The organism is Amycolatopsis ponsaeliensis (assembly GCF_030182635.1).
In the GTDB taxonomy this organism is placed as follows: Bacteria; Actinomycetota; Actinomycetes; order Mycobacteriales; family Pseudonocardiaceae; genus Amycolatopsis; species Amycolatopsis ponsaeliensis.
The window spans coordinates 102972-122946 of record NZ_JAPZLD010000029.1 but is presented as its reverse complement, the minus strand read 5'-3'; the positions used below and the strand labels follow the sequence as shown (position 1 = coordinate 122946).

Annotated in this window: 26 protein-coding genes; 19 read left to right on the top strand and 7 right to left on the bottom strand. The window is 72.0% G+C overall.

Annotation, left to right across the window (positions count from 1 at the left end; translation table 11 throughout):
- Positions 1-59: 59 nt before the first annotated feature.
- On the top strand, positions 60-389 hold the full coding sequence (locus QQ657_RS35440; protein WP_284746675.1) for a hypothetical protein: 330 nt from the start codon (positions 60-62) through the stop codon (positions 387-389).
- A 69-nt stretch (positions 390-458) separates the two neighbouring features.
- On the opposite strand, the gene QQ657_RS35435 is transcribed toward QQ657_RS35440, so the two are convergent.
- Positions 459-1538, bottom strand: coding sequence for a mandelate racemase/muconate lactonizing enzyme family protein (locus tag QQ657_RS35435; protein WP_284746699.1), 1080 nt, complete (start codon positions 1536-1538; stop codon positions 459-461).
- Positions 1539-1949: 411 nt separating this feature from the next.
- Here QQ657_RS35435 and QQ657_RS35430 point away from each other — a divergent pair, with 411 nt between their 5' ends.
- From QQ657_RS35430 to QQ657_RS35420, 3 genes are read left to right on the top strand one after another with little or no spacing between them, the layout of a single operon-like run.
- Positions 1950-3071, top strand: a complete 1122-nt coding sequence (locus tag QQ657_RS35430; protein WP_284746674.1) for a S1 family peptidase — start codon at positions 1950-1952, stop codon at positions 3069-3071.
- Between the two features lie 43 nt (positions 3072-3114).
- The gene (gene tsaA / locus QQ657_RS35425; RefSeq protein ID WP_284746673.1) at positions 3115-3615 is read left to right on the top strand and encodes a tRNA (N6-threonylcarbamoyladenosine(37)-N6)-methyltransferase TrmO; all 501 of its coding nucleotides are present in this window, start codon (positions 3115-3117) and stop codon (positions 3613-3615) included.
- A 53-nt stretch (positions 3616-3668) separates the two neighbouring features.
- The gene (locus QQ657_RS35420) at positions 3669-4220 is read left to right on the top strand and encodes a dihydrofolate reductase family protein (protein ID WP_284746672.1); all 552 of its coding nucleotides are present in this window, start codon (positions 3669-3671) and stop codon (positions 4218-4220) included.
- Here the strand turns inward: QQ657_RS35420 and QQ657_RS35415 are convergent.
- Positions 4217-4807: a TetR/AcrR family transcriptional regulator gene (locus QQ657_RS35415; protein WP_284746671.1), complete on the bottom strand. Its 591-nt coding sequence runs from the start codon at positions 4805-4807 to the stop codon at positions 4217-4219. The genes QQ657_RS35420 and QQ657_RS35415 overlap by 4 nt on opposite strands.
- Positions 4808-4811: 4 nt before the next feature.
- Positions 4812-5681: an alpha/beta fold hydrolase gene (locus QQ657_RS35410; RefSeq protein ID WP_284746670.1), complete on the bottom strand. Its 870-nt coding sequence runs from the start codon at positions 5679-5681 to the stop codon at positions 4812-4814.
- A 50-nt stretch (positions 5682-5731) separates the two neighbouring features.
- Here QQ657_RS35410 and QQ657_RS35405 point away from each other — a divergent pair, with 50 nt between their 5' ends.
- The 3 genes from QQ657_RS35405 (at position 5732) to QQ657_RS35395 (ending at position 7800) form a co-directional block, all read left to right on the top strand.
- The gene (locus QQ657_RS35405) at positions 5732-6136 is read left to right on the top strand and encodes a nuclear transport factor 2 family protein (protein WP_284746669.1); all 405 of its coding nucleotides are present in this window, start codon (positions 5732-5734) and stop codon (positions 6134-6136) included.
- 125 nt (positions 6137-6261) lie between these two features.
- Positions 6262-7020, top strand: coding sequence for a D-Ala-D-Ala carboxypeptidase family metallohydrolase (locus tag QQ657_RS35400; RefSeq protein ID WP_284746668.1), 759 nt, complete (start codon positions 6262-6264; stop codon positions 7018-7020).
- 273 nt (positions 7021-7293) lie between these two features.
- Positions 7294-7800 carry a VOC family protein gene (locus tag QQ657_RS35395; protein WP_284746667.1) on the top strand — a complete coding sequence of 169 codons (507 nt, stop codon included), beginning with the start codon at positions 7294-7296 and terminating at the stop codon, positions 7798-7800.
- Here QQ657_RS35395 and QQ657_RS35390 read toward each other — a convergent pair.
- A complete protein-coding gene (locus QQ657_RS35390; protein WP_284746666.1) occupies positions 7797-8222 on the bottom strand; it encodes a DoxX family protein in 426 nt (141 codons plus the stop codon). The genes QQ657_RS35395 and QQ657_RS35390 overlap by 4 nt on opposite strands.
- Before the next feature lie 647 nt (positions 8223-8869).
- Between QQ657_RS35390 and QQ657_RS35385 the strand changes: the two genes are divergently transcribed.
- The 8 genes from QQ657_RS35385 to rimO all read left to right on the top strand — a co-directional run bounded on the left by QQ657_RS35385 (position 8870) and on the right by rimO (position 15431).
- Positions 8870-9556 carry a TetR/AcrR family transcriptional regulator gene (locus tag QQ657_RS35385; protein WP_284746665.1) on the top strand — a complete coding sequence of 229 codons (687 nt, stop codon included), beginning with the start codon at positions 8870-8872 and terminating at the stop codon, positions 9554-9556.
- Positions 9556-10659, top strand: coding sequence for an FAD-dependent oxidoreductase (locus QQ657_RS35380; protein ID WP_284746664.1), 1104 nt, complete (start codon positions 9556-9558; stop codon positions 10657-10659). Before QQ657_RS35385 ends, QQ657_RS35380 begins: the two co-directional genes overlap by 1 nt.
- A gap of 15 nt (positions 10660-10674) precedes the next feature.
- Positions 10675-11373 carry an alpha/beta fold hydrolase gene (locus QQ657_RS35375; protein WP_284746663.1) on the top strand — a complete coding sequence of 233 codons (699 nt, stop codon included), beginning with the start codon at positions 10675-10677 and terminating at the stop codon, positions 11371-11373.
- A 24-nt stretch (positions 11374-11397) separates the two neighbouring features.
- Positions 11398-12648 (top strand): PucR family transcriptional regulator, encoded by a 1251-nt coding sequence (locus QQ657_RS35370; RefSeq protein WP_284746662.1) that lies wholly within the window; start codon positions 11398-11400, stop codon positions 12646-12648.
- Positions 12649-12733: 85 nt separating this feature from the next.
- Positions 12734-12985, top strand: a complete 252-nt coding sequence (locus QQ657_RS35365; RefSeq protein WP_284746661.1) for a hypothetical protein — start codon at positions 12734-12736, stop codon at positions 12983-12985.
- A 27-nt stretch (positions 12986-13012) separates the two neighbouring features.
- A complete protein-coding gene (locus QQ657_RS35360) occupies positions 13013-13645 on the top strand; it encodes an NAD(P)H-dependent oxidoreductase (protein ID WP_284746660.1) in 633 nt (210 codons plus the stop codon).
- 95 nt (positions 13646-13740) lie between these two features.
- Positions 13741-14058 (top strand): hypothetical protein, encoded by a 318-nt coding sequence (locus QQ657_RS35355; RefSeq protein WP_284746659.1) that lies wholly within the window; start codon positions 13741-13743, stop codon positions 14056-14058.
- A 5-nt stretch (positions 14059-14063) separates the two neighbouring features.
- A complete protein-coding gene (gene rimO, locus QQ657_RS35350; protein ID WP_434056811.1) occupies positions 14064-15431 on the top strand; it encodes a 30S ribosomal protein S12 methylthiotransferase RimO in 1368 nt (455 codons plus the stop codon).
- Here rimO and bla read toward each other — a convergent pair.
- A complete protein-coding gene (gene bla / locus QQ657_RS35345) occupies positions 15415-16359 on the bottom strand; it encodes a class A beta-lactamase (RefSeq protein ID WP_434056810.1) in 945 nt (314 codons plus the stop codon). The two genes, rimO and bla, sit on opposite strands and share 17 nt — an antisense overlap.
- A 67-nt stretch (positions 16360-16426) precedes the next feature.
- Here bla and QQ657_RS35340 point away from each other — a divergent pair, with 67 nt between their 5' ends.
- Positions 16427-17293, top strand: coding sequence for a LysR family transcriptional regulator (locus tag QQ657_RS35340; protein WP_284746657.1), 867 nt, complete (start codon positions 16427-16429; stop codon positions 17291-17293).
- Entirely contained in the window at positions 17290-18192 is a 903-nt protein-coding gene (locus QQ657_RS35335) for a serine hydrolase (protein WP_284746656.1), read from the top strand. Before QQ657_RS35340 ends, QQ657_RS35335 begins: the two co-directional genes overlap by 4 nt.
- A gap of 47 nt (positions 18193-18239) precedes the next feature.
- Here the strand turns inward: QQ657_RS35335 and QQ657_RS35330 are convergent, their stop codons facing one another.
- Complete coding sequence (locus tag QQ657_RS35330) at positions 18240-18806, bottom strand: cysteine hydrolase family protein (protein WP_284746655.1); 567 nt, start codon at positions 18804-18806, stop codon at positions 18240-18242.
- A 55-nt stretch (positions 18807-18861) separates the two neighbouring features.
- On the opposite strand from QQ657_RS35330, the gene QQ657_RS35325 reads away from it, so the two are divergent.
- Positions 18862-19143 carry a hypothetical protein gene (locus tag QQ657_RS35325; protein WP_284746654.1) on the top strand — a complete coding sequence of 94 codons (282 nt, stop codon included), beginning with the start codon at positions 18862-18864 and terminating at the stop codon, positions 19141-19143.
- A 56-nt stretch (positions 19144-19199) separates the two neighbouring features.
- On the opposite strand, the gene QQ657_RS35320 is transcribed toward QQ657_RS35325, so the two are convergent.
- Entirely contained in the window at positions 19200-19382 is a 183-nt protein-coding gene (locus QQ657_RS35320) for a CsbD family protein (RefSeq protein WP_284746653.1), read from the bottom strand.
- A 216-nt stretch (positions 19383-19598) separates the two neighbouring features.
- Between QQ657_RS35320 and QQ657_RS35315 the strand changes: the two genes are divergently transcribed.
- Complete coding sequence (locus tag QQ657_RS35315; protein WP_284746652.1) at positions 19599-19943, top strand: hypothetical protein; 345 nt, start codon at positions 19599-19601, stop codon at positions 19941-19943.
- Positions 19944-19975 lie beyond the last annotated feature (32 nt).

Here is a 19975-nt window from a genome sequence, read left to right as displayed (position 1 = left end):
TAATTCTTCCGCCCTCCTAAGCTCGGTAACGTCGGGGTTCTCCGCGTTGAGGAGTGGTCATGCGCAGGAAATTGGCGGTTCTCGCGGTCGCTGTGTTTTCGCTGTTCGGATTGACGGTCGTGCCCGCGGCCGCGGCCGGCGGCGACTTCGCGCCACCCGGCTGTTTCGGCGAGCGCTACGGAACGCTCTTCGGGCAGGGCGTGTCGGTCAGCTGCTTCCCCGGTGAGGGCTACGGGTACCGTGTGCTCGCCCACTGCGCCAACGGCAGCGCGTTCTGGTTCGTGGCCGGTGATTTCGTGCCGTACGGATTCGGCCCGGCGACCGCGGAATGCACCGGGGCACTGCTCGTCCCGGCGCGGGTGGTCACCTACCAGGTCGACGAAATCTGATTTCGGGAAGAACCGTCCGGCCACCCATTTCCGGGTGGCCGGGCGGTGTCGTGTTCGCGGTTTCGGTTTTCACGACGTGCGGCGGTCGTCCATGGCGTCGCGGTCCCAGTCGATTCCGAGCCCGGGCGTTTCCGGGGGCACCGCGTGGCCGTTTTCGACGGCGAGTCCGGTGCGGGTGATCGCGCGCAGCTGCGGGATGTGCTCGACGTACCGGCCGTTCGGCACGGCCGCCGCGAGGCTCACGTGCAGTTCCATGAGGAAGTGCGGGCAGACTTCCACGTTGAAGGCCTCCGCGAGGTGGGCGATCTTGAGCCACGGCGTGATGCCGCCGACCCGGGCCACGTCGGGCTGCACGATCGACGCGGCGCCGCGGTGCAGGTAGTCGCGGAACTGCGCGACCGAGTAGAGCGACTCGCCGACGGCGATCGGGACGGCGGTGGCGGCGGCGAGCCGGGCGTGCCCGGAGACGTCGTCGGCCGGCAGCGGTTCCTCCAGCCAGAACAGGTCGAGCGGCCCGAACGCCGCCGCCCGGCGGACGGCCTCGGCGGCCGTCATCGACTGGTTCGCGTCCACCATCAGGTCGAACCGCGGCCCGACGGCCGCGCGGACCGCGGCGAGCCGTTCGAGGTCCTCGCTCGCGTCGGGCTTGCCGATCTTCACCTTGACGCCGCCCCACCCGGCGGTCGCGGCGGCCTTCGCGCCGGCGACGAGCTCCTCGGTGCTCAGGTGCAGCCAGCCGCCCTCGGTGTCGTAGAGGGGAACGCGCGGCCGGAACCCGCCGGCGACCCGCCACAGCGGTTCGCCGGCCCGCCGGCACTTGAGGTCCCACAGCGCGGTGTCGACGGCGGCCAGCGCGAGCGAGGTGATGGCCCCGACGGTCGTCGCCCGGGTGGCGGCGAAGAGGTCTCGCCAGAGGGCTTCGATCAGCCGGGAGTCCCGCCCGAGGAGGCGGGGGAGCAGGTGGTCTCGCAGCAGCGCGACGACGGAGCTGCCTCCGGTGCCGATCGTGTAGGAGTAGCCGAGCCCGCTGCCGCCGTCGTCGGTGGTCAGCTCGACGAACACGGTCTCCTGGGACGTGAACGCCTGCACGGCGTCGGTCCGGACCTGTTCGACCTCGACATCGACGAGAAAGGCCTCGGCCCGCGTCACGACAGTCAACGATCCCCCTGCCACAGAATCCTATAGGAAATACGATTCTTGCCTGGCGAGGTGAACGCTGTCAACGGCCGGGGTGCCGCTGAGAGGGACGCTCATGCACGTCTGCTGCCCCGCAGACTCTCTTTCGGACCCGCGGCGGCGCCCCCGTGTTCTACTGGTCCAAACCTTTCTGGGGCGGTGCGCGACCGCCGACGCGGACGAGGCGTGGCCTGTTCGCGGCTCTTTCGTGGGCGTGAAACCCCTTGTGCGGCAAGCATTGTGCGTTCGGAGTCCACAACGGACGGACGTTCGCCTCCGCGAATTCCGGACAGAAGACCGGACAAATCTGGACCACCGCCACGATCCGCCCGCACACTCGGCCCACGGTGAGTTTCTTTCCCCCCCTGCCTCGAAGGAGACCTCATGCGTCGAAGAATCGCCCTCGCCCTCGGCGGCGCCGCCGTCCTGACCGCTTCCCTCGCATCCGCGTCACTCAGTCCGGCCGTCGCCTCGCCCGGGTTGATCTCCGCCATGCAGCGGGACTTCGGCCTGACCGCCGCCCAGGCCGAAACCCGGCTCGGCCAGGAAATCACCGCCGCGCGGGTGATGCCGGCGGCGCAGCAGGCCGCCGGAGCCGCCTTCGGGGGTGCCTGGTTCGACCCCGCGCTCGGCAAGCTCGTCGTCGGTGTGACCGACCCCGCCGCGGCGACCGCCGTCCGGCAGGCCGGGGCCGAAGCCGCGCCGGCGAAGGTCAGCGCCGCGAAGCTCGACGCGACCAAGGCCGCGATCGACGCCGCCGCCAAGGCCGACCCCGCACCGGCGGCCGTCAGCGGCTGGCGCACCGACCCGCGCGCCGGGAGTGTCGTGGTGACCCTGCGGCCCGGCGCGCACGGCGCCGACGTCGACTCCTTCCTGGCGCGGGCCGCGAAAGCGGGCCCGGTGACCGTGGCGACCGCACCGGCCGCCGAGCCGTTCTCGGCGGGGACCGTCGGCGGCGACCCGTACTACATCAACGGCAACACCCGCTGCTCGATCGGCTTCTCCGTGAACGGCGGGTTCGTCAGCGCCGGCCACTGCGGCGGCGTCGGCAGCTCGGTCGTCGGCTGGGACGGCTCGGCGATGGGCACCTTCGCCGGCTCTTCCTTCCCCGGCAACGACTATTCGTTCATCCGCATCGGCAACGGCTGGTGGACCGCGCCGGTCGTGCTCGGCTGGGGCACGGTGAGCGACGCGCTCGTCCGCGGCTCCTGGGTCGCGCCGGTCGGCACCTCGGTGTGCCGCTCGGGCTCGACGACGCACTGGCACTGCGGGGTCGTGGAAGGGCTCAACGAGACCGTCAACTACTCCCAGGGCGCGGTCTACCAGGTGACCCGCACCACCGTCTGCGCCGAACCCGGTGACTCCGGCGGTTCCTTCATCACCGGCGACCAGGCCCAGGGCGTGACGTCCGGCGGCTGGGGCAACTGCAGCTCCGGTGGCGAGACGTGGTTCCAGCCGGTGAACGAGATCCTGCAGACCTACGGTCTCTCGCTCGTCACCGCGTAGTGCGTCGCGCACGGCACCGGTCGCCAGGTCCTACGCTGGGCCGATGATCCCGATCGGTGTCGTGCGCACCGCCCGCACGGACCTCGAGCACACGCCCGTCCAAGCCGGCGCGAACCGCGCCGAAGAAGGCATGATCGAGCTCGAACCGCGGTACGCCGAAGGCCTGGCCGGGCTGACCGGGTTCGACTACGCGTGGCTGCTCAGCCTGCTGGACCGCCCCGACCGGCCGGGCACGCTGACGCAGGTCCCGTACCTCCTGCGCCGCGAGGGCCGCCGGATGGGCATCTTCGCCACCCGCGGTCCGCGGCGCCCGAACCCCATCGGGCTGAGCCTGATCCGGCTCCTCGACGTCGAAGGCGCCACGATCCGCTTCGCCGGGGTCGACCTGCTGGACGGCACGCCCGTGCTCGACGTCAAGCCGTACGTGACGCGGTTCGACCGGCCGCCCGGCGAGCCCGCGTGCGGGTGGTTCGACGCGGTCGACGTCGAAGACGGGACAACTCCGGCCGACCTGAGCGATGAATCCGGCGGTCGCCGCCGGTAGGTACCGGTGAGGCCGCGCCACCAGGGCGCGGTGCGAATCCACCGGGAGTGGTCATGAGCGTGATCGTCGTCGAGTTCCTCACCCTGGACGGTGTCGTCGAGGACCCGGACGGCTCCGGGGGCACGGCCACCGGTGGCTGGGCCTTCCGGCACGGCCCGGAGGCGGTGGCCGGGGACAAGTTCCGGCTGGGCACCCTGCTCGAAACCGGCACCTTGCTGTTCGGCCGCACGACGTGGGAGCTGTTCGCCAAGCTGTGGCCCGGCCGCACGGGCGAGTTCCCCGACCGCCTCAACGCGGCCCGGAAGCTGGTCGCTTCGCGGACGCTGACCGACGTGTCCGCGTGGCGGAACTCCTCGCTGCTGCAAGGAGATCTCGTCGACGAAGTCACGAAGGACACGGGCGATCTGATCGTCATCGGCTCGGTCGGGATCGCCCGGACGCTCGGCCGTCACGGTCTGGTCGACGAGTACCGCCTGCTCGTCTTCCCCAGCGTGGCGGGGGAGGGCCGGCGGCTCTTCGACGACGTCCCGGCGCCCGCGGACCTGCGGCTGGTGTCGGCCACCCAGGTCGGGTCCGGCGTGCTCAGCACCTACCGGACGCGCTAGGTCCGCAGGAGGCTCGCGAGCCAGCCGCCGAGGACCTGCTGGACCTCGGCGCGGGTCCGGGCCGGGTCGTCGGCCGCGGCGATCATCCTCGCCGCCTCCATCACCGCGCTGAGCACCAGCTGCGCCAGGGCGCGGACGGGCATCTCCACGATCAGCCCGTCCGCCCTGGCCTGCTCCAGCACGGCGACGATCAGGCCGAGGCCGTACTCCGCCTCGATCTCGCGCCAGACGTCCCAGCCCAGCACGGCCGGGGCGTCGGTGAGCGAGATGCGGCGGACCTCCTCGCGCAGGCAGGCGTCGAGGAAGACGCCGAGGCCCTGCATCATGCCGGTCAGCGGGTCCGCGCCGCCGGCGAACGCGGCCTGGACCTCCTCGGTCAGCTCGCGTTCCAGCTCTTCGACGACGGCGCGGAACAGGCCCTGCTTGTCGGCGTAGTGGTGGTACAGCGCGCCGCGGGTGACGCCGGCGGCGCGGGTGATCTCGTCCGCCGGGACGGCCTGGTAGCCGCGGGCGGCGAACAGCTCGCGCGCGGCGGCGACCAGGGCGGCCTTCGTGCCGGCGGAACGGTCCTGCTGGGTACGTCGCACCCGCCTAATCTGCCATGACGCCCGCGAACTCGACGATGTGCCCGGCCAGCGCGGCGGGCTGGTCTTCGGAGACGAAGGTGTAGGAGTCCGGGACTTCCACGACCTTCGCGTCCGGGAGCAGCTCGGCGAGGCGGTGCGCCAGCCGGATCGGGAAGAGCTTGTCCTCCGGGGCCCACACGAGCAGTACCGGCCGGTCGAAGGCCCGCAGCGCCTCCGCGGCGGCGAGCGTGTGCCGCGGGTGCACCTCGCGCAGCAGCTTGCGCAGGTCACGGCGTACCCCGGCGGACTTCCGCAGCGGCGAGAGGTAGGCCTGCGCGACGGCGTCCGGCAGCGGCCGCTTGGTCACCCAGCCGAACAGCACGGGCAGCGGGTACAGCGCGCGGATCCGCAGGAGCTGCCCGAGCACCGCCATCGAACCGGGGATCCGGGCGATCGGCGGCAGTGCCTTGAAGATCGGCGGGAAGAAGTACTCGAAGCAGTCGGACGGCGTGAGCACGACTCGCCCGACCCGCGCCGGACGGCGGCTGAGCAGGATCTGCGTCAGCGCGCCGCCGGTGTCGTTCGCGACGAGCGTGACGTCCCGCAGGTCGAGCGCGTCGAGGAAGTCGGCGATCACGTCGGCGTTGCCGGTGGGGGAGAGATCGGCGTCCGCCCGCATCGGGAGGTCGTGCGAGCCGAGCGGCAGATCCGGGGCCAGGCACCGGAACCCGGCGGCGGCGACGTCCGGCACCACCTTCCGCCACAACTCGGCGTTCGTCAGCACCCCGTGGACGAACACCACGGGGGCGCCGTCGCCCCGCTCGAAGTACCGCACCTCGCCGGCCGGCAGCCGGACGCGGTGCTCCTGACCCAGGGATTCGCTCCGATTCGTCATGGGACGAGAATACATACGTGATGTATGTATGTAAATGGAGGCTCTTCGCCGTGCTGACGGACTGGCCTCCGGTCGCCGTCGCCCTGGCTTTCGTCGACCGCGTGAACCACGGCGACCTCGTCGGCCTCGCCCGGGTGATGACCGGAGACCACGAACTGCGGGTGCACGACGAACCGCCGGTGCAGGGACGCGACGCGAACGTCGAGGCGTGGCAGGGGTACTTCGGGTCGTTCCCGGGCTACCGCATTTGTCCACTCCGGATCGCCGAGGCGGGTGACCGGGTCGCGGTGCTCGGCTACACCGTCGGCTCGCACCTCGGCCTCCCGGACGACGAGGAGCGGTTGCTCCCGGTGACCTGGACCGCCGAGGTGACCGACGGCGCGGTCCGCGTCTGGCGGGTTCTCGAAGACACCGCGGACCGGCGTCGCGAACTGGGGCTCGACGACGGGTCGTGAGGAATTCACGGTCGAAGCGCCGGCCGGGCTGAAGCCGCCCGCTGGACCCGGCCGGGGCTTGGCGGATGTTTGGCCGGCCGGGGTCTGCTGCGGCACCCGTGTCGCCGAGCACCCCGGAGGTCCCGATGAGCCCGTCCCGCTTCGACCGCCGCACCCTGATCAAGTCCGGGCTCGCCCTGGCCGGTGGCGTCGCCGCGATGACGGCTTTCCCCGCGGTCGCGGAGGCTTACTCCTGGCCGACGTCGCTGAAGTCCGGCTCGACCGGCGCCGCCGTGAAGGAGCTGCAGATCCGCGTCGCCGGGTGGGCCGCCGACGGGCCGCAGCAGACCTACGTCTCGGTCGACGGGGACTTCGGGCCCGGCACCACGGCCGCGTTGAAGCGCTTCCAAGCCGCGAACCACCTGACGGCGAACGGGGTCGCCGACTCCGACGACTTCGCCGCGCTCAACGCCCTCGAGTCGGCGGACGGCTCGACCGCGCACTTCGAGTGGAGCGAGTTCATGTCGAAGGACGGCACCGGGTTCGGCGGCGGGAAGGTCGCCGCGGCGACGGTCAAGGAGAACGTCCGGCGGCTGATGTACAAGCTGGAAGCGTTGCGGCTCAAGGCGGGCGGCCGGGCGATCACGATCTCCTCGGGCTTCCGCAGCATCGCGCACAACCAGTCCGTCGGCGGCGCGTCGAACAGCATGCACGTCTACGGCACCGCGGCCGACGCCTACGTCAGCGGGCTGAGCACCCGCCAGGTCTACGTGCTCGCCGAGGCCTGCGGCTTCTCCGGACTGGAGCGGTACACGCTCTCGGACGCGCACCAGCACGTCGACAGCCGGGTGGAGTACGCCTACGGCTCGCAGAGCTGGTGGTGGGAGAGCGGGACCGTCAGCTGAGGAAAACGCGGTGGCGCCCCGGACTTGGCTTCGGGGAAAGGTCGGACCCGGGGCCACCACCGCCCGCGGGACAGCTGACACGGTGTCCTGCGGTGGATCCACCCTACGAACCGCCGGCGCGCCTGACCAGGGCCTCGATGCGGTGTCGAAGGTTTGTCGCCCGGTCGGTCACCGGACCTACCGAGAGTGGGTCTCGGTGGCCGTCCGGGGTCGTCGTTCGTGGTAACCTTCGGTTGAAACTTCAACCGATTTGTGTGCCGCGCGGGAGCCCCGATGTCGATCTTTCGCCTGAACCACGCCGTGCTCTACGTCCGGGATCTGGCCGAAAGCGTCGCGTTCTACCGGGACGTCCTGGGTTTCGAATACACCGAAGACGGCGACGTGTACCCCGGCGCGGCGTTCCTGCGGGGGCCCGGGTCGACCAACGACCACGACCTCGGCCTGTTCGAGCTCGGCTCGGCCGCCGCGGACTCCGGTGCGGGGAAGACGTCGGTGGGGTTGTACCACCTCGCGTGGGAAGTCGACACGCTCGGCGACCTCGAGCGGCTCGCCGGCCGCCTCACCGAGGCCGGCGCGCTCGTCGGCTCCTCCGACCACGGCACCACGAAGTCCTTGTACGCCAAGGATCCCAGCGGGCTCGAGTTCGAAGTCGTCTGGATCATCCCGCGCGAGCTGCTGACCGACGCCGACCGGGGGAAGAGCGGGCGGCTCGATCTCGCGGCGGAGCTGGCGAAGTACGGTCCCGACGCCCGCAGTGGCGTCGGGATCTCGCGCCCCTAAGCCGTTACGCGCTCCCGTGCCGGCTCGGAAGTCCGCCGCAGGGCGGGCAGGTTGCCGAGTGCGAAGCGGCCGGGGCCGACGAACGCGACGACGAGCAGGCTCCAGCAGAACAGGGTCGCCGCTTCGCCGCCGTTCTGGATCGGGAACAGGCCGCCCGGCAGGTGCGCGGTGAAGTACGCGAAGGCCATCGAGCCGGAGCCGAGGATCGCGGCCGCCCGGGTGCCGAGGCCCAGGCAGACGAGCGTGCCGCAGACGAGCTGGATCACCGCGGCCCACCACCCCGGCCACACCCCGACGGCGGCGGGTGCCTTCGCGCCGAACAGGCCGAACAGCGTTTTCAAGCCGTGGCAGGCGAAAAGGAAGCCGATCACGATCCGGTAGAGCCCGATGACGTGGTCGCGGGCCGGGTCCAGGCGGTGCATGGTGCCTCCGGTGAGCGGGGGGCGGGCGGCATTGAACCGGCCGGTGGTGGCGCCGGCCGCTGCGGATTCGGTGGAATCAGATATACCGCTCGTGAGAAGATCACACACCCCCCGAAAGTTGCTTAACCGGTTTTCTCTGGCGAAATGCCAGAGTGGTCTGTACCTTTGAATTTACCCTGTGGCGTAACGGAAACCGCCAGATGGGTGATCGTCAGTCAGTGGTACAGACCAGTGGTGAAACTGGTTCGTGTTTCGCTATTGTTTCCGATTGTTTTCGTCCGGAAATATTCAGCTGGACAGGGGTGTGGACTGGGCCTGTCGGATCAGCCCGGCCACCCGCTCGGCGTCCGCGATCGCGTGGAGGTCCGGTGCGAACGGGGCCCAGGCGCCGGACCGCGGCTTGTTCGCGAGGATCCACCGGGCCCAGGGGCTCGTGCCGAAGGTGATCGTCCCGACGCCCCGCTCGTCCGCCTTGGTCCGCGCCTGCCAAGCAACCGTTCGTCGTTCTGCAGTGGATGGATCCCCATGGCGTCCTCCCCGGTGTCGCCGCGTACACGCCGACGCGAGCCGGGAGGCTGTGACGCACACCGCACGAACATGTTCGTCGCGAACGTGCTCGGAACGAACATGTTCGCTACAGTGGAGGCATGGCTCCGGAAAGCACGTACAACCGCCGGGAACGTCCGGCGAAACCGGCGTTGACCCGCGAAGGCATCGTCGCGACCGCCGTCGCGGTGATGCGCGCCGAGGGGGTCGAGCGCGTGACCATGCGCCGGCTCGCGAAGGAGTTGGACACCGGCGCGGCCTCGCTCTACGTGTACGTCAAGGACACCGAAGAACTGCACGCCGCCGTGCTCGACGAACTGCTCGCGGAGGTGGACCTCGGCGGGACGGGTGACTGGCGCGAGCGACTGTGGTCCGTCCTCGACTCCTACCGGTCCGTCCTCTTCGCGCACCCGAGCCTCGCCCGGGTCGCGCTGGTGACCCGGCTGAGCGGGCCGCACTACCTGACCCTCGTCGAGGCGGTGCTCGCGCTGCTCGACGAGGGCGGCATGGCCCGCGGGCAGGCCGCCTGGGCGGTCGACGTGCTGCTGCTGACCGCGACGGCGACCGCCGTCGAACACGGAAGCCGCCGGGAGAAGCCGGGCGCCGCCCGTGAGCACGACGTCATGGTCGACTCGCTGGCCACGGCATCTGCGCAGACCCATCCGCACATCGCCGCGCTGGCCGCCGACCTGGTGTCCGGCCCCGGCCCCGCTCGCTCGCGGTGGGCGTTCGACGCGCTGCTCAACGGCGCGCTCGCCACCCCGCGCCCCGAACCCAGGGAGATCTGATGACCGGAATCGCCATCGTCGGCGGCGGACTGGGCGGCCTCACGCTGGCCCGTGTCCTGCACACCCGCGGGATCGCGTCGACCGTCTACGAGCTCGACACCACACCGACCGCCCGCGACCAGGGCGGCACGCTCGACCTGCACGAAGAGTCCGGCCTGCGCGCACTCGCCGAAGCCGGTCTGGCCGCGCAGTTCCGTGCTGTTGCGCGGGAAGAAGGCGAAGCGCTGCGCATCCTGGACCGCGACGGCGTCGTCCACTTCGAGGAAACCGCCGAGGAGAGCGGCGGTACGCGGCCCGAGGTGGATCGCGGGGAGCTCAAACGGCTCCTGGTCGAATCGCTGCCGGCCGGCGTCGTCCGCTGGGGCACCAAGGTGACCGCGGTGTCCGCCGGCCGGCTCACCCTGGGCACCGGCGAAGTCGTCGAGGCCGACCTGGTCGTCGGGGCCGACGGCGCGTGGTCGAAGGTGCGGCCGCTGCTGTCGGCCGCCGTGCCGGTCTACTCCGGACTGTCGTTCGTGGAAGCTCATCTGTCCGATGTGGACGACGAGCATCCGGCCGTGGCCGCGCTCGTCGGCCCGGGTTCGATGTTCGCGCTGGCCGGCGGGAAGGGCCTGATCGCCCAGCGCAACGGCGGCGGCCGGATCCGCGTGTACGCCGCCGTCAAGAACGAAGATCCCGATGCGGTCACCGGCCTGACCGACCGCGCACGCCTGCTCGACGTCTTCGCCGGCTTCGACGCCGGGCTGCGCGCCCTGATCGAGGAGAGCGACGAAACCCTGATCCCGCGCCCGATCCATGCCCTGCCGGTCGGCCACCGGTGGGCGCGGGTGCCGGGCGTGACCCTGCTCGGCGACGCGGCGCACGTCATGTCGCCGTTCGCGGGGGAGGGCGCGAACCTCGCCATGCTCGACGCCACCGAGCTGGCCCTCGCGCTGGCCGCCCACGACGACGACGAAAGCGCTCTCGCGACCTACGAAGCCGCGCTGTTCCCGCGAGCGGAAGAAGCCGCCCGCGAGTCGGCGGAGAACCTCGAAGCCTGCTTCCGGCCGGACGCGCCCGCCGCTCTGGTCGAGCAGATGCTCGCCCACACCGCCCACCACTGACCGAAAAGGACCACCATGACCCGCACCCTGCGGCCCCACCCGGGGCTGGACATCCCCCTCGTCGACACCGGCCGCGGCGACCGCACGGTTCTCGTCCTGCACGGCGGCGCCGGCCCGCGCGGCGTCGAGCCGATCGTCGAGCACTTCGCGCCGCACGCCCGCGTCCTCGCGCCTACGCACCCGGGCTGGGCCGGCACGCCCCGGCCGGACTGGTTCTCCGGCGTCGACGACCTCGCCGTCACCTACCTCGACCTCCTGGACGACGAAGACGCCGGCGACGTCCTCGTGGTGGCCAGTTCCTTCGGTGGCTGGGTCGCGTCCGAAATGGCCGTGCGCGACCGCGGGCACCGGCTCGGCCGGCTGGTCGTGCTCGACGGCATCGGCCCCGAGGTCGAGGGCCACGCGATCAGCCTGCCGCAGCCGCCGCCCGGCGCGCCCGGGCCGGACCCCGCGGACATGGCCGCGCTGCGGGTCTACGGCGGTCCGCGGATCGCCGACCCGAAGCTGCTGCGCCGGCTCGCGCGCGTCCGGATCCCGGCGCTGCTGGTCTGGGGCGCGGACGACGTCGTCGTGCCGCCGGAGTTCGGCAAGGTCTACGCCGCCGCGTTCGCCGACGCCCGGTTCGAGGTCGTCGCGGGCGCCGGGCACGTGCCGCACGTTCAGGCACCGGCCGAAACGTTCGCCTTGATCGACGAGTTCGCCGCACGAGCTTGATCGTTCACCCCGTAGGGTGGCTCCATGGTGGACGAAGAAATCGTCTCGGATCGCATCCGGCAGATCGCCGCCACCCTCGCGGACCGGGCGGGCGAACTGACCGCGGAGCTGGTCCAGCTGTACGCGGCCGACCTGCCCCAGCTGGTCAACGACGACGAGCGCATGGTGAGCCTGCTGTCGGCGAGCGTCTACCAGAACATCGAGACCGCCCTGCAGATCTTCCGGCACGGCATCGACCCCGCGACCGTCGAGCCGCCGGCCGCGGCCATGGAGTACGCGCGCCGGCTGGCGCAGCGCGGCACGCCGGTGTTCGACCTGATCCGGGCGTACGACCTCGGACAGGCCGCGATGCTCGACTTCGGGTTCCAGGAGTGCATCCGGCTGGTCGACGACGCGGCCCTGCTCGGGGCCATGATGCGCCGGCTGCTCAAGGTCGCCTACGAGTTCATCACGCGGGTGGTGCGCCAGCTCGTGAGCGTCTACCAGGACGAACGCGACAAGTGGCTGCTCAACCGGAGTGCCGCGCGGGCGGCGAAGGTGCTGGACCTGCTGGGCGAGAACGGCGGCCCGGCCGACGTCGACGCGGCCGAGGCGGTCATCGGCTACCGCCTGCGCGGCACGCACGTGGGGATGATCGTCTGGCACGCGTCCGAGGCCCACGACGTGCTGTCGCTGCTGGAGTCGGTCGCGGGCGCGGTGCTCGAGCGCGCCGGCGGCCAGGGCCGTCCGCTGTTCGTGCCCCGCGACGAAGCCGGCGCGTGGGCGTGGCTCCCGGTTGCGTCGGTCCGCCGCGAGCACCTCGACGCCGCGCTCGCGGAGGCCGACCCCGGTGTGCGCGTGACGGTCGGCGACCCCGGCACCGGCGTCGACGGGTTCCGCGACACCCACCAGCAGGCCCGCCGCGTGCACGCGCTGGCGCTGGCCGCCGGCGAGCACTGCGACCGCGTGCTGACCTTCCGGGAGGTCGGCACGGTCGCGCTGATGACGACCGACCTCAACGCGGCCCGGCTGTGGGTCGCGAGCACGCTCGGCACGCTGAGCGCCGACGACGAGAACTGCGCGCGGCTGCGCGACACCCTGCGCGTGTTCCTCGCGTCCGGCGGCAGCTACACGGCGGCCGCGGGTGAGCTGACGATGCACAAGAACTCGGTGCAGTACCGCGTCCGCAAGGCGCAGGAGCTGCTGCCGCGCGAGCTCGCGGACAGCCGGCTGGACGTCGAGCTCGCGCTCAACCTGAGCCATCGCCTGGGCGCGGCGGTGCTGTCGCCGGCGTGACTTTGGTACCCCGGACCACCGGCGACGAAGATCGTTGGTGCCCGGGCACGAAGCTGCGATGAGCTGATCGGCCTACGGTCCCTGTATGGGTGAAAACGGTGGGATGCTCGCGTTGGTGCGGCTACGCCGAGGCGTCGTCGGCGAAAGCAGACGCGTCTGTCACCTGATCCCCGTCCCGCCCGCGGGCGCCGTACCGGCTCAGCTGACGGCGCTGTGCGGCGAGGGGATCTTCCCCGGCGAGGCCGAAGTGCTCGACGGGCTGCGCGGGATGCCGTGCCACGCCTGCCTGATGGAGAGCGCGCCGTCCGGGCCGGGCCTGCTGGCGAACGCGGGCTGACGCCGGACGCCGTGGCAAGCTGACGCGGTGATCGACGAGACGTCCCGGCCGGTGGTGGTCCTGCTGGCCCACCCCCGGCCGGGGAGCTTCAACCACGCCCTCGCCGCGCGGGTCCGCGAGTCCCTGACCCGCGCCGGGCGGCCGGTGCTCTTCCACGACCTGTACGCCGAAGGCTTCGACCCGGTGCTCACCGCGGAAGAGGCGTACACGAGCGGGACCCGGGCGGAGGAGTTCCTCGCCGCCGAACCGGATCCGCTGGTTTGGCGGCACCGGGACGAACTGCGCGAAGCGGGCGGGCTCGTAGCGATTCACCCGAACTGGTGGGGCAAGCCGCCCGCCATCCTCGGCGGCTGGCTCGACCGGATCCTCGTCCCGGGGGTCGCGTACCGCCTCGACGATGCCGGCGGCGCGCCAGAGCCGCTGCTCTCGCTGCGGCGGCTGCTGGTCGTCAACACGTCCGACACCACCGAGGAGCGCGAGCGGACGCTCTTCGGTGACCCGCTCGACGCGATCTGGAAGCGCTGCCTCGCGCCCTACCTCGGCGAACCCGAGGTGCGCCGGCTGGTGCTGCGCGTGGTCGCCGACGCGGACGAGCGGCAACGGGCCGGGTGGCTCGACGACGTCGAAACCGAGGTCCGGCACCTGTTCGGTGGTCACTGACCGGTTCCGGCCACTTCCGGTGAAGACCTTGAGGCGGTTTCGCGCGGCGTGCGATTCTCGGCTCGACCGGCTACCGGACGCACCGAGGGGGACCCGTGAGCATGCTCGAGCGGATGGCCGAAGAACGTCGTCGCCGTCAGGGGAACACACCGGAAGCGCCGGCCGGGCAGCAGTGGGGCACGTGCGTCAGCGTCCGGGAATCCGGTGATCGGCGCCGCAAGATCGCCCGGGTGCTGCTGGCGAGCGGCCTGGTCGTCACCGCGTACTTGCCCTTGACCGCCGTCGCGCCGGCGATCGACGCGCCGGTGCTGGTCCAGACCCGGGCGATCGGCGACGAGGGCGGCGGCCGGGGCGACGTCGTCTCCGCGATCGGGGACTCGAAGCCGCCGACCGTCACCGTCGTCGCGTACTGATCGCCGTGCGCACGGTCTCCCTGGTCACCCTGGGTTGCGCGCGCAACGAGGTCGACTCCGACGAGCTGGCCGCCCGCCTCGGTGACTCGGGCTGGCGCCTCGCCGAAGCCGGGGACGAAGCCGACGTCGTCGTGGTCAACACCTGCGGCTTCATCGAAGCGGCCAAGAAGGAGTCGATCGACACGGTCCTGGCCGCGTCCGGCAAGGGCGCGAAGGTCGTCGCGGTCGGCTGCATGGCCGAGCGCTATGGCCGCGAGCTCGCCGACGCGCTGCCGGAGGCCGACGCCGTCCTGTCGTTCGACGACTACCCCGAGATCGGTCAGCGCATCGAGGACGTCCTCCAGGGCCGGACCGCACCGGCGCACACCCCGCGCGACCGGCGCACACTCTTGCCGATCACGCCGGTGCAGCGGCCCGCCGTGCAGGTCGCCCACGTGCCCGGCCACGGCCCGGCGAGCGGCCCGCGAGTGCTGCGGCACCGGCTCGGCGGCGGGCCGATCGCGCCGCTCAAGCTGGCATCGGGCTGTGACCGGCGGTGCACGTTCTGCGCGATCCCGAGCTTCCGCGGTGCCTTCGTCTCGCGGCCGCCCGCCGAGATCCTCGCCGAGGCCGAGTGGCTCGCCGGCCACGGCGTGCGTGAGCTGGTGCTGGTCAGCGAGAACTCGACCTCGTACGGCAAGGACCTCGGCGACCTGCAGGCGCTGGAGAAGCTGCTGCCGGAGCTCGCCGCCGTCGCCGACCGCGTCCGGGTGAGCTACCTGCAGCCGGCCGAGCTGCGGCCCGGCCTCGTCGAGGCGATCGCCGGGACGCCGGGCGTCGCGCCGTACTTCGACCTCTCGTTCCAGCACGCGAGCGGCCCGGTGCTGCGCCGGATGCGCCGGTTCGGCGACCGGGAGCGGTTCTTGCAGCTGCTCGAGCGGATCCGGGCGGTGGCGCCCGACGCCGGGGTGCGGTCCAACTTCATCGCGGGCTTCCCGGGCGAGACCGACGCCGACTTCGCCGAGCTGAAGCTCTTCCTTGAGCACGCCCGGCTGGACGCCGCCGACGTGTTCGAGTACTCGGACGAAGACGGCACCGAAGCCGTCGGCCTGCCGGACAAGGTCCGGGCCCCGGTGCGTGCCGAGCGCGTCGAGGAGCTCTCGGTCCTGGCCGACGACCTGGTCTCGCGCCGCGCGGAGGAACGGCTCGGCGCCGTCGTGGAGGTCCTGGTCGGGACCGCCGGAATCGGCTGGGCGGCGCACCAGGCACCGGATGTCGACGGGCACGTGACGTTCACCGGAGCGGCGCCGGAACCGGGTTCACTGGTCCGGGCCGAGGTCGTCGGCACGCACGGCGTCGATCTCGTAGCCCGCGTCCTCACTGAAGGCCGCTGAAGACGAGCTTCGCCGCCTGCGCGATCAGCCGGTCGTCCGCGGTCGCGTCCTTGGCCTTCTTGTCGGACATGACCACCAGCACGATCGGCGCGCGTCCCGGCGGCCAGACGACGGCGATGTCGTTGCGCGTCGCGTAGTCGCCGGTGCCGGTCTTGTCGGCGACGGCCCAGCCCGCGGGCGTGCCCGCCCGGATAACGGTGGCGCCGGTGGTGTTGGCGCGCATCGTGTCCGTCAGGATCTGCCGCTTCTCCGGCGGCAGCGCGGTGCCGAGGGTGAACGCGCGCAGGCCGGCCGCCATCGCGCGCGGGGTGCTCGTGTCGCGGATGTCGCCGGGCGCGAGGTCGTTGAGGCCGGGTTCGGTCCGGTCGACGTGGGTGGTCGTGTCGCCGATCCCGCGCAGCGCGGCGGCGAGTCCCTGTGGTCCGCCGAGCTCCTTGAACAGCAGGTTCGCGGCGGTGTTGTCGCTGTAGCGCAGCGCCGCGTCGATCGCGTCGCGCAGGGGAATGCCGGTGGTGACGTGCTTTTCGGTCACCGGGGAGTTCGGCTGGAGGTCGGCGCGGGTGTACTTCAGCACCTTCGCCAGTCCGTCGACACTCGTGCGCTGGAGGACGGCGGCGGCCGAGAACGCCTTGTGCGTCGAGGCGTAGCCGAAGCGCTCGTCGGCGCGGTGGGTGAGTTCGCGCCCGGAGCCGGTGTCGACGGCGTACACGCCGAGGCGGGCGTCGAACTCGCGCTCGAGGGGCGCGAAGTCCGGTTGCGGAGCGGCGGCGGTCTTCGACGGCACCGGCGACGGCGGGGTTGCGGCCGGGGCTTCGGCGGCGCAGGCGGTGAGCGACAGGAGGGCCAGCGCGGTGAGCGCGGCCCGCCGGACGTGGGGGAACGGCACGAGGCATCCCTTTCCGATCTTGATCGACCTCCGCAGTCTCATCGGGTTCGCCCATGCTGTCCAAGACGGAAGTGCGCGGTTCGATGCCGGAATCGCATAAAGTGAGGTCGTGGACTTGGTCGGCGGTTGCAGGGCGTTCGTGAGCGTGAGCGAGGCGGGGAGCTTCACGGCGGGCGCGGCGGTCGCGCGGATCCCGCAGCCGGTCGCGAGCCGGCGCATCGCCGCGCTGGAGCGGCACTTCGGCGAACGGCTCTTCGACCGGACGACCCGCCGGGCGCGGCTCACGCCGTTCGGGCGGGACGTGCTGGCCTCGGCCCGGCGGCTCGTGCAGCTGGCCGACGCGCTGGAACACGACGCGGGGCAGGCGCGGCTGCGGCCGATGCGCGTGGCCGTCCCGGACACCTGCGGCGTGCGCGAGCTGGCGGAACTGACCGCCGAGGCCCGCGCGCGAGACGTCCACCTGGAGTTCCGCGTCGCGCCGCCGGGGGAGCGGGCCGAGCTGGTCCGCACGCAAGAGGTGCGGGCGGCCCTCGTCGCCGTCCCGGCCGACGAGGGCGTGTGGGCCGTGCCGTTGGGCCTGGCCGGGGTGGTCTCGCCGGCGGCGCGGGTCGTGCACCTGGAGACGTTGCGGGCCGGGCGAGCCGGTGGAGCGCGGCGGCACGTCCGGATCCAGCCCGAGGACGACGTCCCGCACGTGCGGGACCGGCTGCTGCGGGTGCGGGACGCCGTGGGCCTGCCGCCCGCCCAGGTCGCCGTGGCCGGCTCGCTGACCGCGGCCGCCGCGGCGGTGTTCGGCTCGGCGGACCTGCTGCTGTGCTCAGCGACGCAGGCCGGGCAGCTGGGGCTGCATTGGCGGCCGGTCGGGGAGATCTCGCTGGCACGCGGCTTCGCGGTCGCCGCGGGGCTGGGTGAGGACGCCGATCGGTTGCGTGGGCTGTCTTCGGCGGTCGCGCGGTGTCTGGGGGCCGAGGCGTGAGCGCGGAGGGACTGGTCCGGGAGTTGCGGGCCTCGCTGGACGAAGGCGGTCTGCGCGGGTCGTTCCTGGTCCGCGACCTGCGGTCCGGGCACGAGCTGGGGATCGACCCGGACCGGGTGTACCCGATCGCGTCGCTGGTCAAGGTCCCCCTGGCGGCGGCGACCCTGGAGCGCATCCGCCGCGGCGAGCTGGACGGCGCGACGCAGCTGGAGGTCGCGCCCGGCGAGGTCACGACACCCGGGCCGATCGGGCTGACGCGGTTCCGCCACCCGGCCCGCATCGCGATCGACGACCTGTTGTATCTGAGCACGGCGTTGAGCGACGGAGTGGCGGCCGACGTCCTGTTCGGCCTCACCCCGCCGGACTCGATCATGCGCACACTGGACGGCTGGGGGTTGCGCGGGATCGCGGTACGCCACCTGATGGCGGACCTCGTCGACACACCGGCCGAGCGGTTCGGCGCGGGCGAGGTCGACCTGGCGCATTCACTGGCCATCGGCGCGGGCACCGAGGGACAGGGGCACCGGTTGGCCCAGCTGGACGTGACACGAGCCAACGCGGCGTCGGCCCGGGCGGTGCTCGAGCTGCTGCAGGCGCTGTGGACGCCGTCGCGCATCGACCCGACGGTGGCGGCGGGCGTCCGGGAGTTGATGGCGCACAACGTGATCCGCCACCGTCTGACACCGGACTTCGCCTCGGACGCGGCCCGTTGGTCATCGAAGACGGGGACGCTGCTCAACCTGCGCCACGAGGCCGGCGTGGTCGAGCACGCGGACGGTCGGGTGTTCGGGGTGGTGGCGCTGACGGAGTCCCGGGTAGCGGCGGTCCTGCAACCCGAGGCGGACGTGCTGATGGCTCGGGTGGCCCGGGCGCTGCGCGACCACTTGCGCGGAGTGTGAATTCGCTTGGCAACGGGATTCGCGCAGGCCCAGCCCGCCGCCGCGACTCAAGCCGGTGCCGTCACCCCGAACTCCACCTCCGCGGTCTTCACCGTCCCCGCCGTCCGGCCCGGCGCCGTGTGGAACTGCCAATACAAGTTCGTGTGCGCGATGACTTCCCCAGGCGACGGAGCCCCGTACGCCGACAAATCCTCCGTCGTGTGCGCGTCGGACACCAGCGTCGCGTCGTAGCCGCGGGTGATCGCGCCGTGCAGGGTGGCTCGGATGCATGCGTCCGTCTGGGCTCCCGCCACCACCAGCTTGCCGATGCCGCGCCCCGACAGCACCGCCTCCAGGTCGGTGTCCTCGAACGAATCCCCGTAAGTCTTGTGCACCAACGGTTCCGGCTCGCGGCGCACCAGCTCCGGCACGTACTGCCACACCTCGCTCCCGCGGGGCAGCTCCTCGCTCGTGTGCTGCACCCACACCACCTCGACCCCCTCTGAACGCGCCTTCTCGACCAAGGCGACGAGGTTCGCGAGGACGGCCGCGCGGTCATGGGCCCCGTTCATCACGCCGTTCTGCACGTCGACGATCAGCAACGCGGTGTTCGGGCGATCCGTCAATGTCGTCATGCCACCCACCCTAAACGCGGGCACCGACAGTTTTCGCGACGTAGCATGACCCGCCATGGACTACGGGATGCTGCTGCTCGGGGTCGTCCTGCTCGTCGTGGTCGTCGGCCTGGGCTCGTCGGCCACCGAACGCAGGCTCAGCCGCCGGCTCGAGCGGATGGAACGGAAGCTGGACGCGATCGTCGCGCAGCTCGGCGTGACCGTCGAGGAGCCGGGGCTCGCCGAGGTCACCGCGTTGGTGCGCGAGGGCAAGAAGATCCAGGCTATCAAGGTCTACCGCGAGAACACCGGCGCGGACCTCAAGGAAGCGCGCGACGCCGTGGAGCGGCTCGCGTAAGGCGACGACAAAACTGCCGCACCCCGCGATCCGGGGTGCGGCAGCTGTGGCAAAGATCAGTGCTTGTCCTTGACGCCCTTCACGGCGTCCTTGATCTTCTCGCCGGCCTGCTTGAGCGAGCCCTTGGCCTGGTCGGCCTTGCCTTCGGCCTGCCACTGCTCGTTGCCGGTGGCGTCGCCGACGGCTTCCTTCGCGCGGCCCTTGAGCTCTTCGCCCTTGTTTTCCAGCTTGTCGTTCATCGGAGTGCACCTTCCGTTGCGGCGACATTTCCGGATCGGCCAGTCGCCAAAAGGGCCTTGACCCCCGATTACCCGGTCGCGGAGTGCCTACACATCGGAGCCGGACGAGCGCGGTGAGGATCGTCACCACACGCGGAGCCCGGCCGGATGCGGGTAGCGTGGCCGGGAGGTGACGTCGCACCCGTGTGCGCGCGGCGAAACCGGTGAGGAGGCGGCGTGACGGCGGCGAACGGGGCCGGGCGGCCCTGCCGGTTCTGCGGCACCGTGCACGGCCCGCGGGTCCCCGGCAAGGCCGGGCCGATCTGCGTGGACTGCGTGCGGGCCGGGCTCCGGGTGGTGCGCGACGGCGCCGACCGCGAGACCGGCAGCGGGGACGTGCTGGCGGCGGTGACGTCGCCGCTGGCCGCGGTGTGCGAGTTCTGCGGCCGCCGGGAGCGGCGGACGTTCCTGGGCCTGCGGCGCCCGTTGCTGCGCGTCGACTGCGCCGCGCGGGACGCCGTCATCTGCGTCGACTGCCTGGATCACGCCGGTGACGTGCTGAACCTCGCGCTGCGCCACTGACCCCGGGCCTGCTGAAGGCCCGGAGCGAGCCG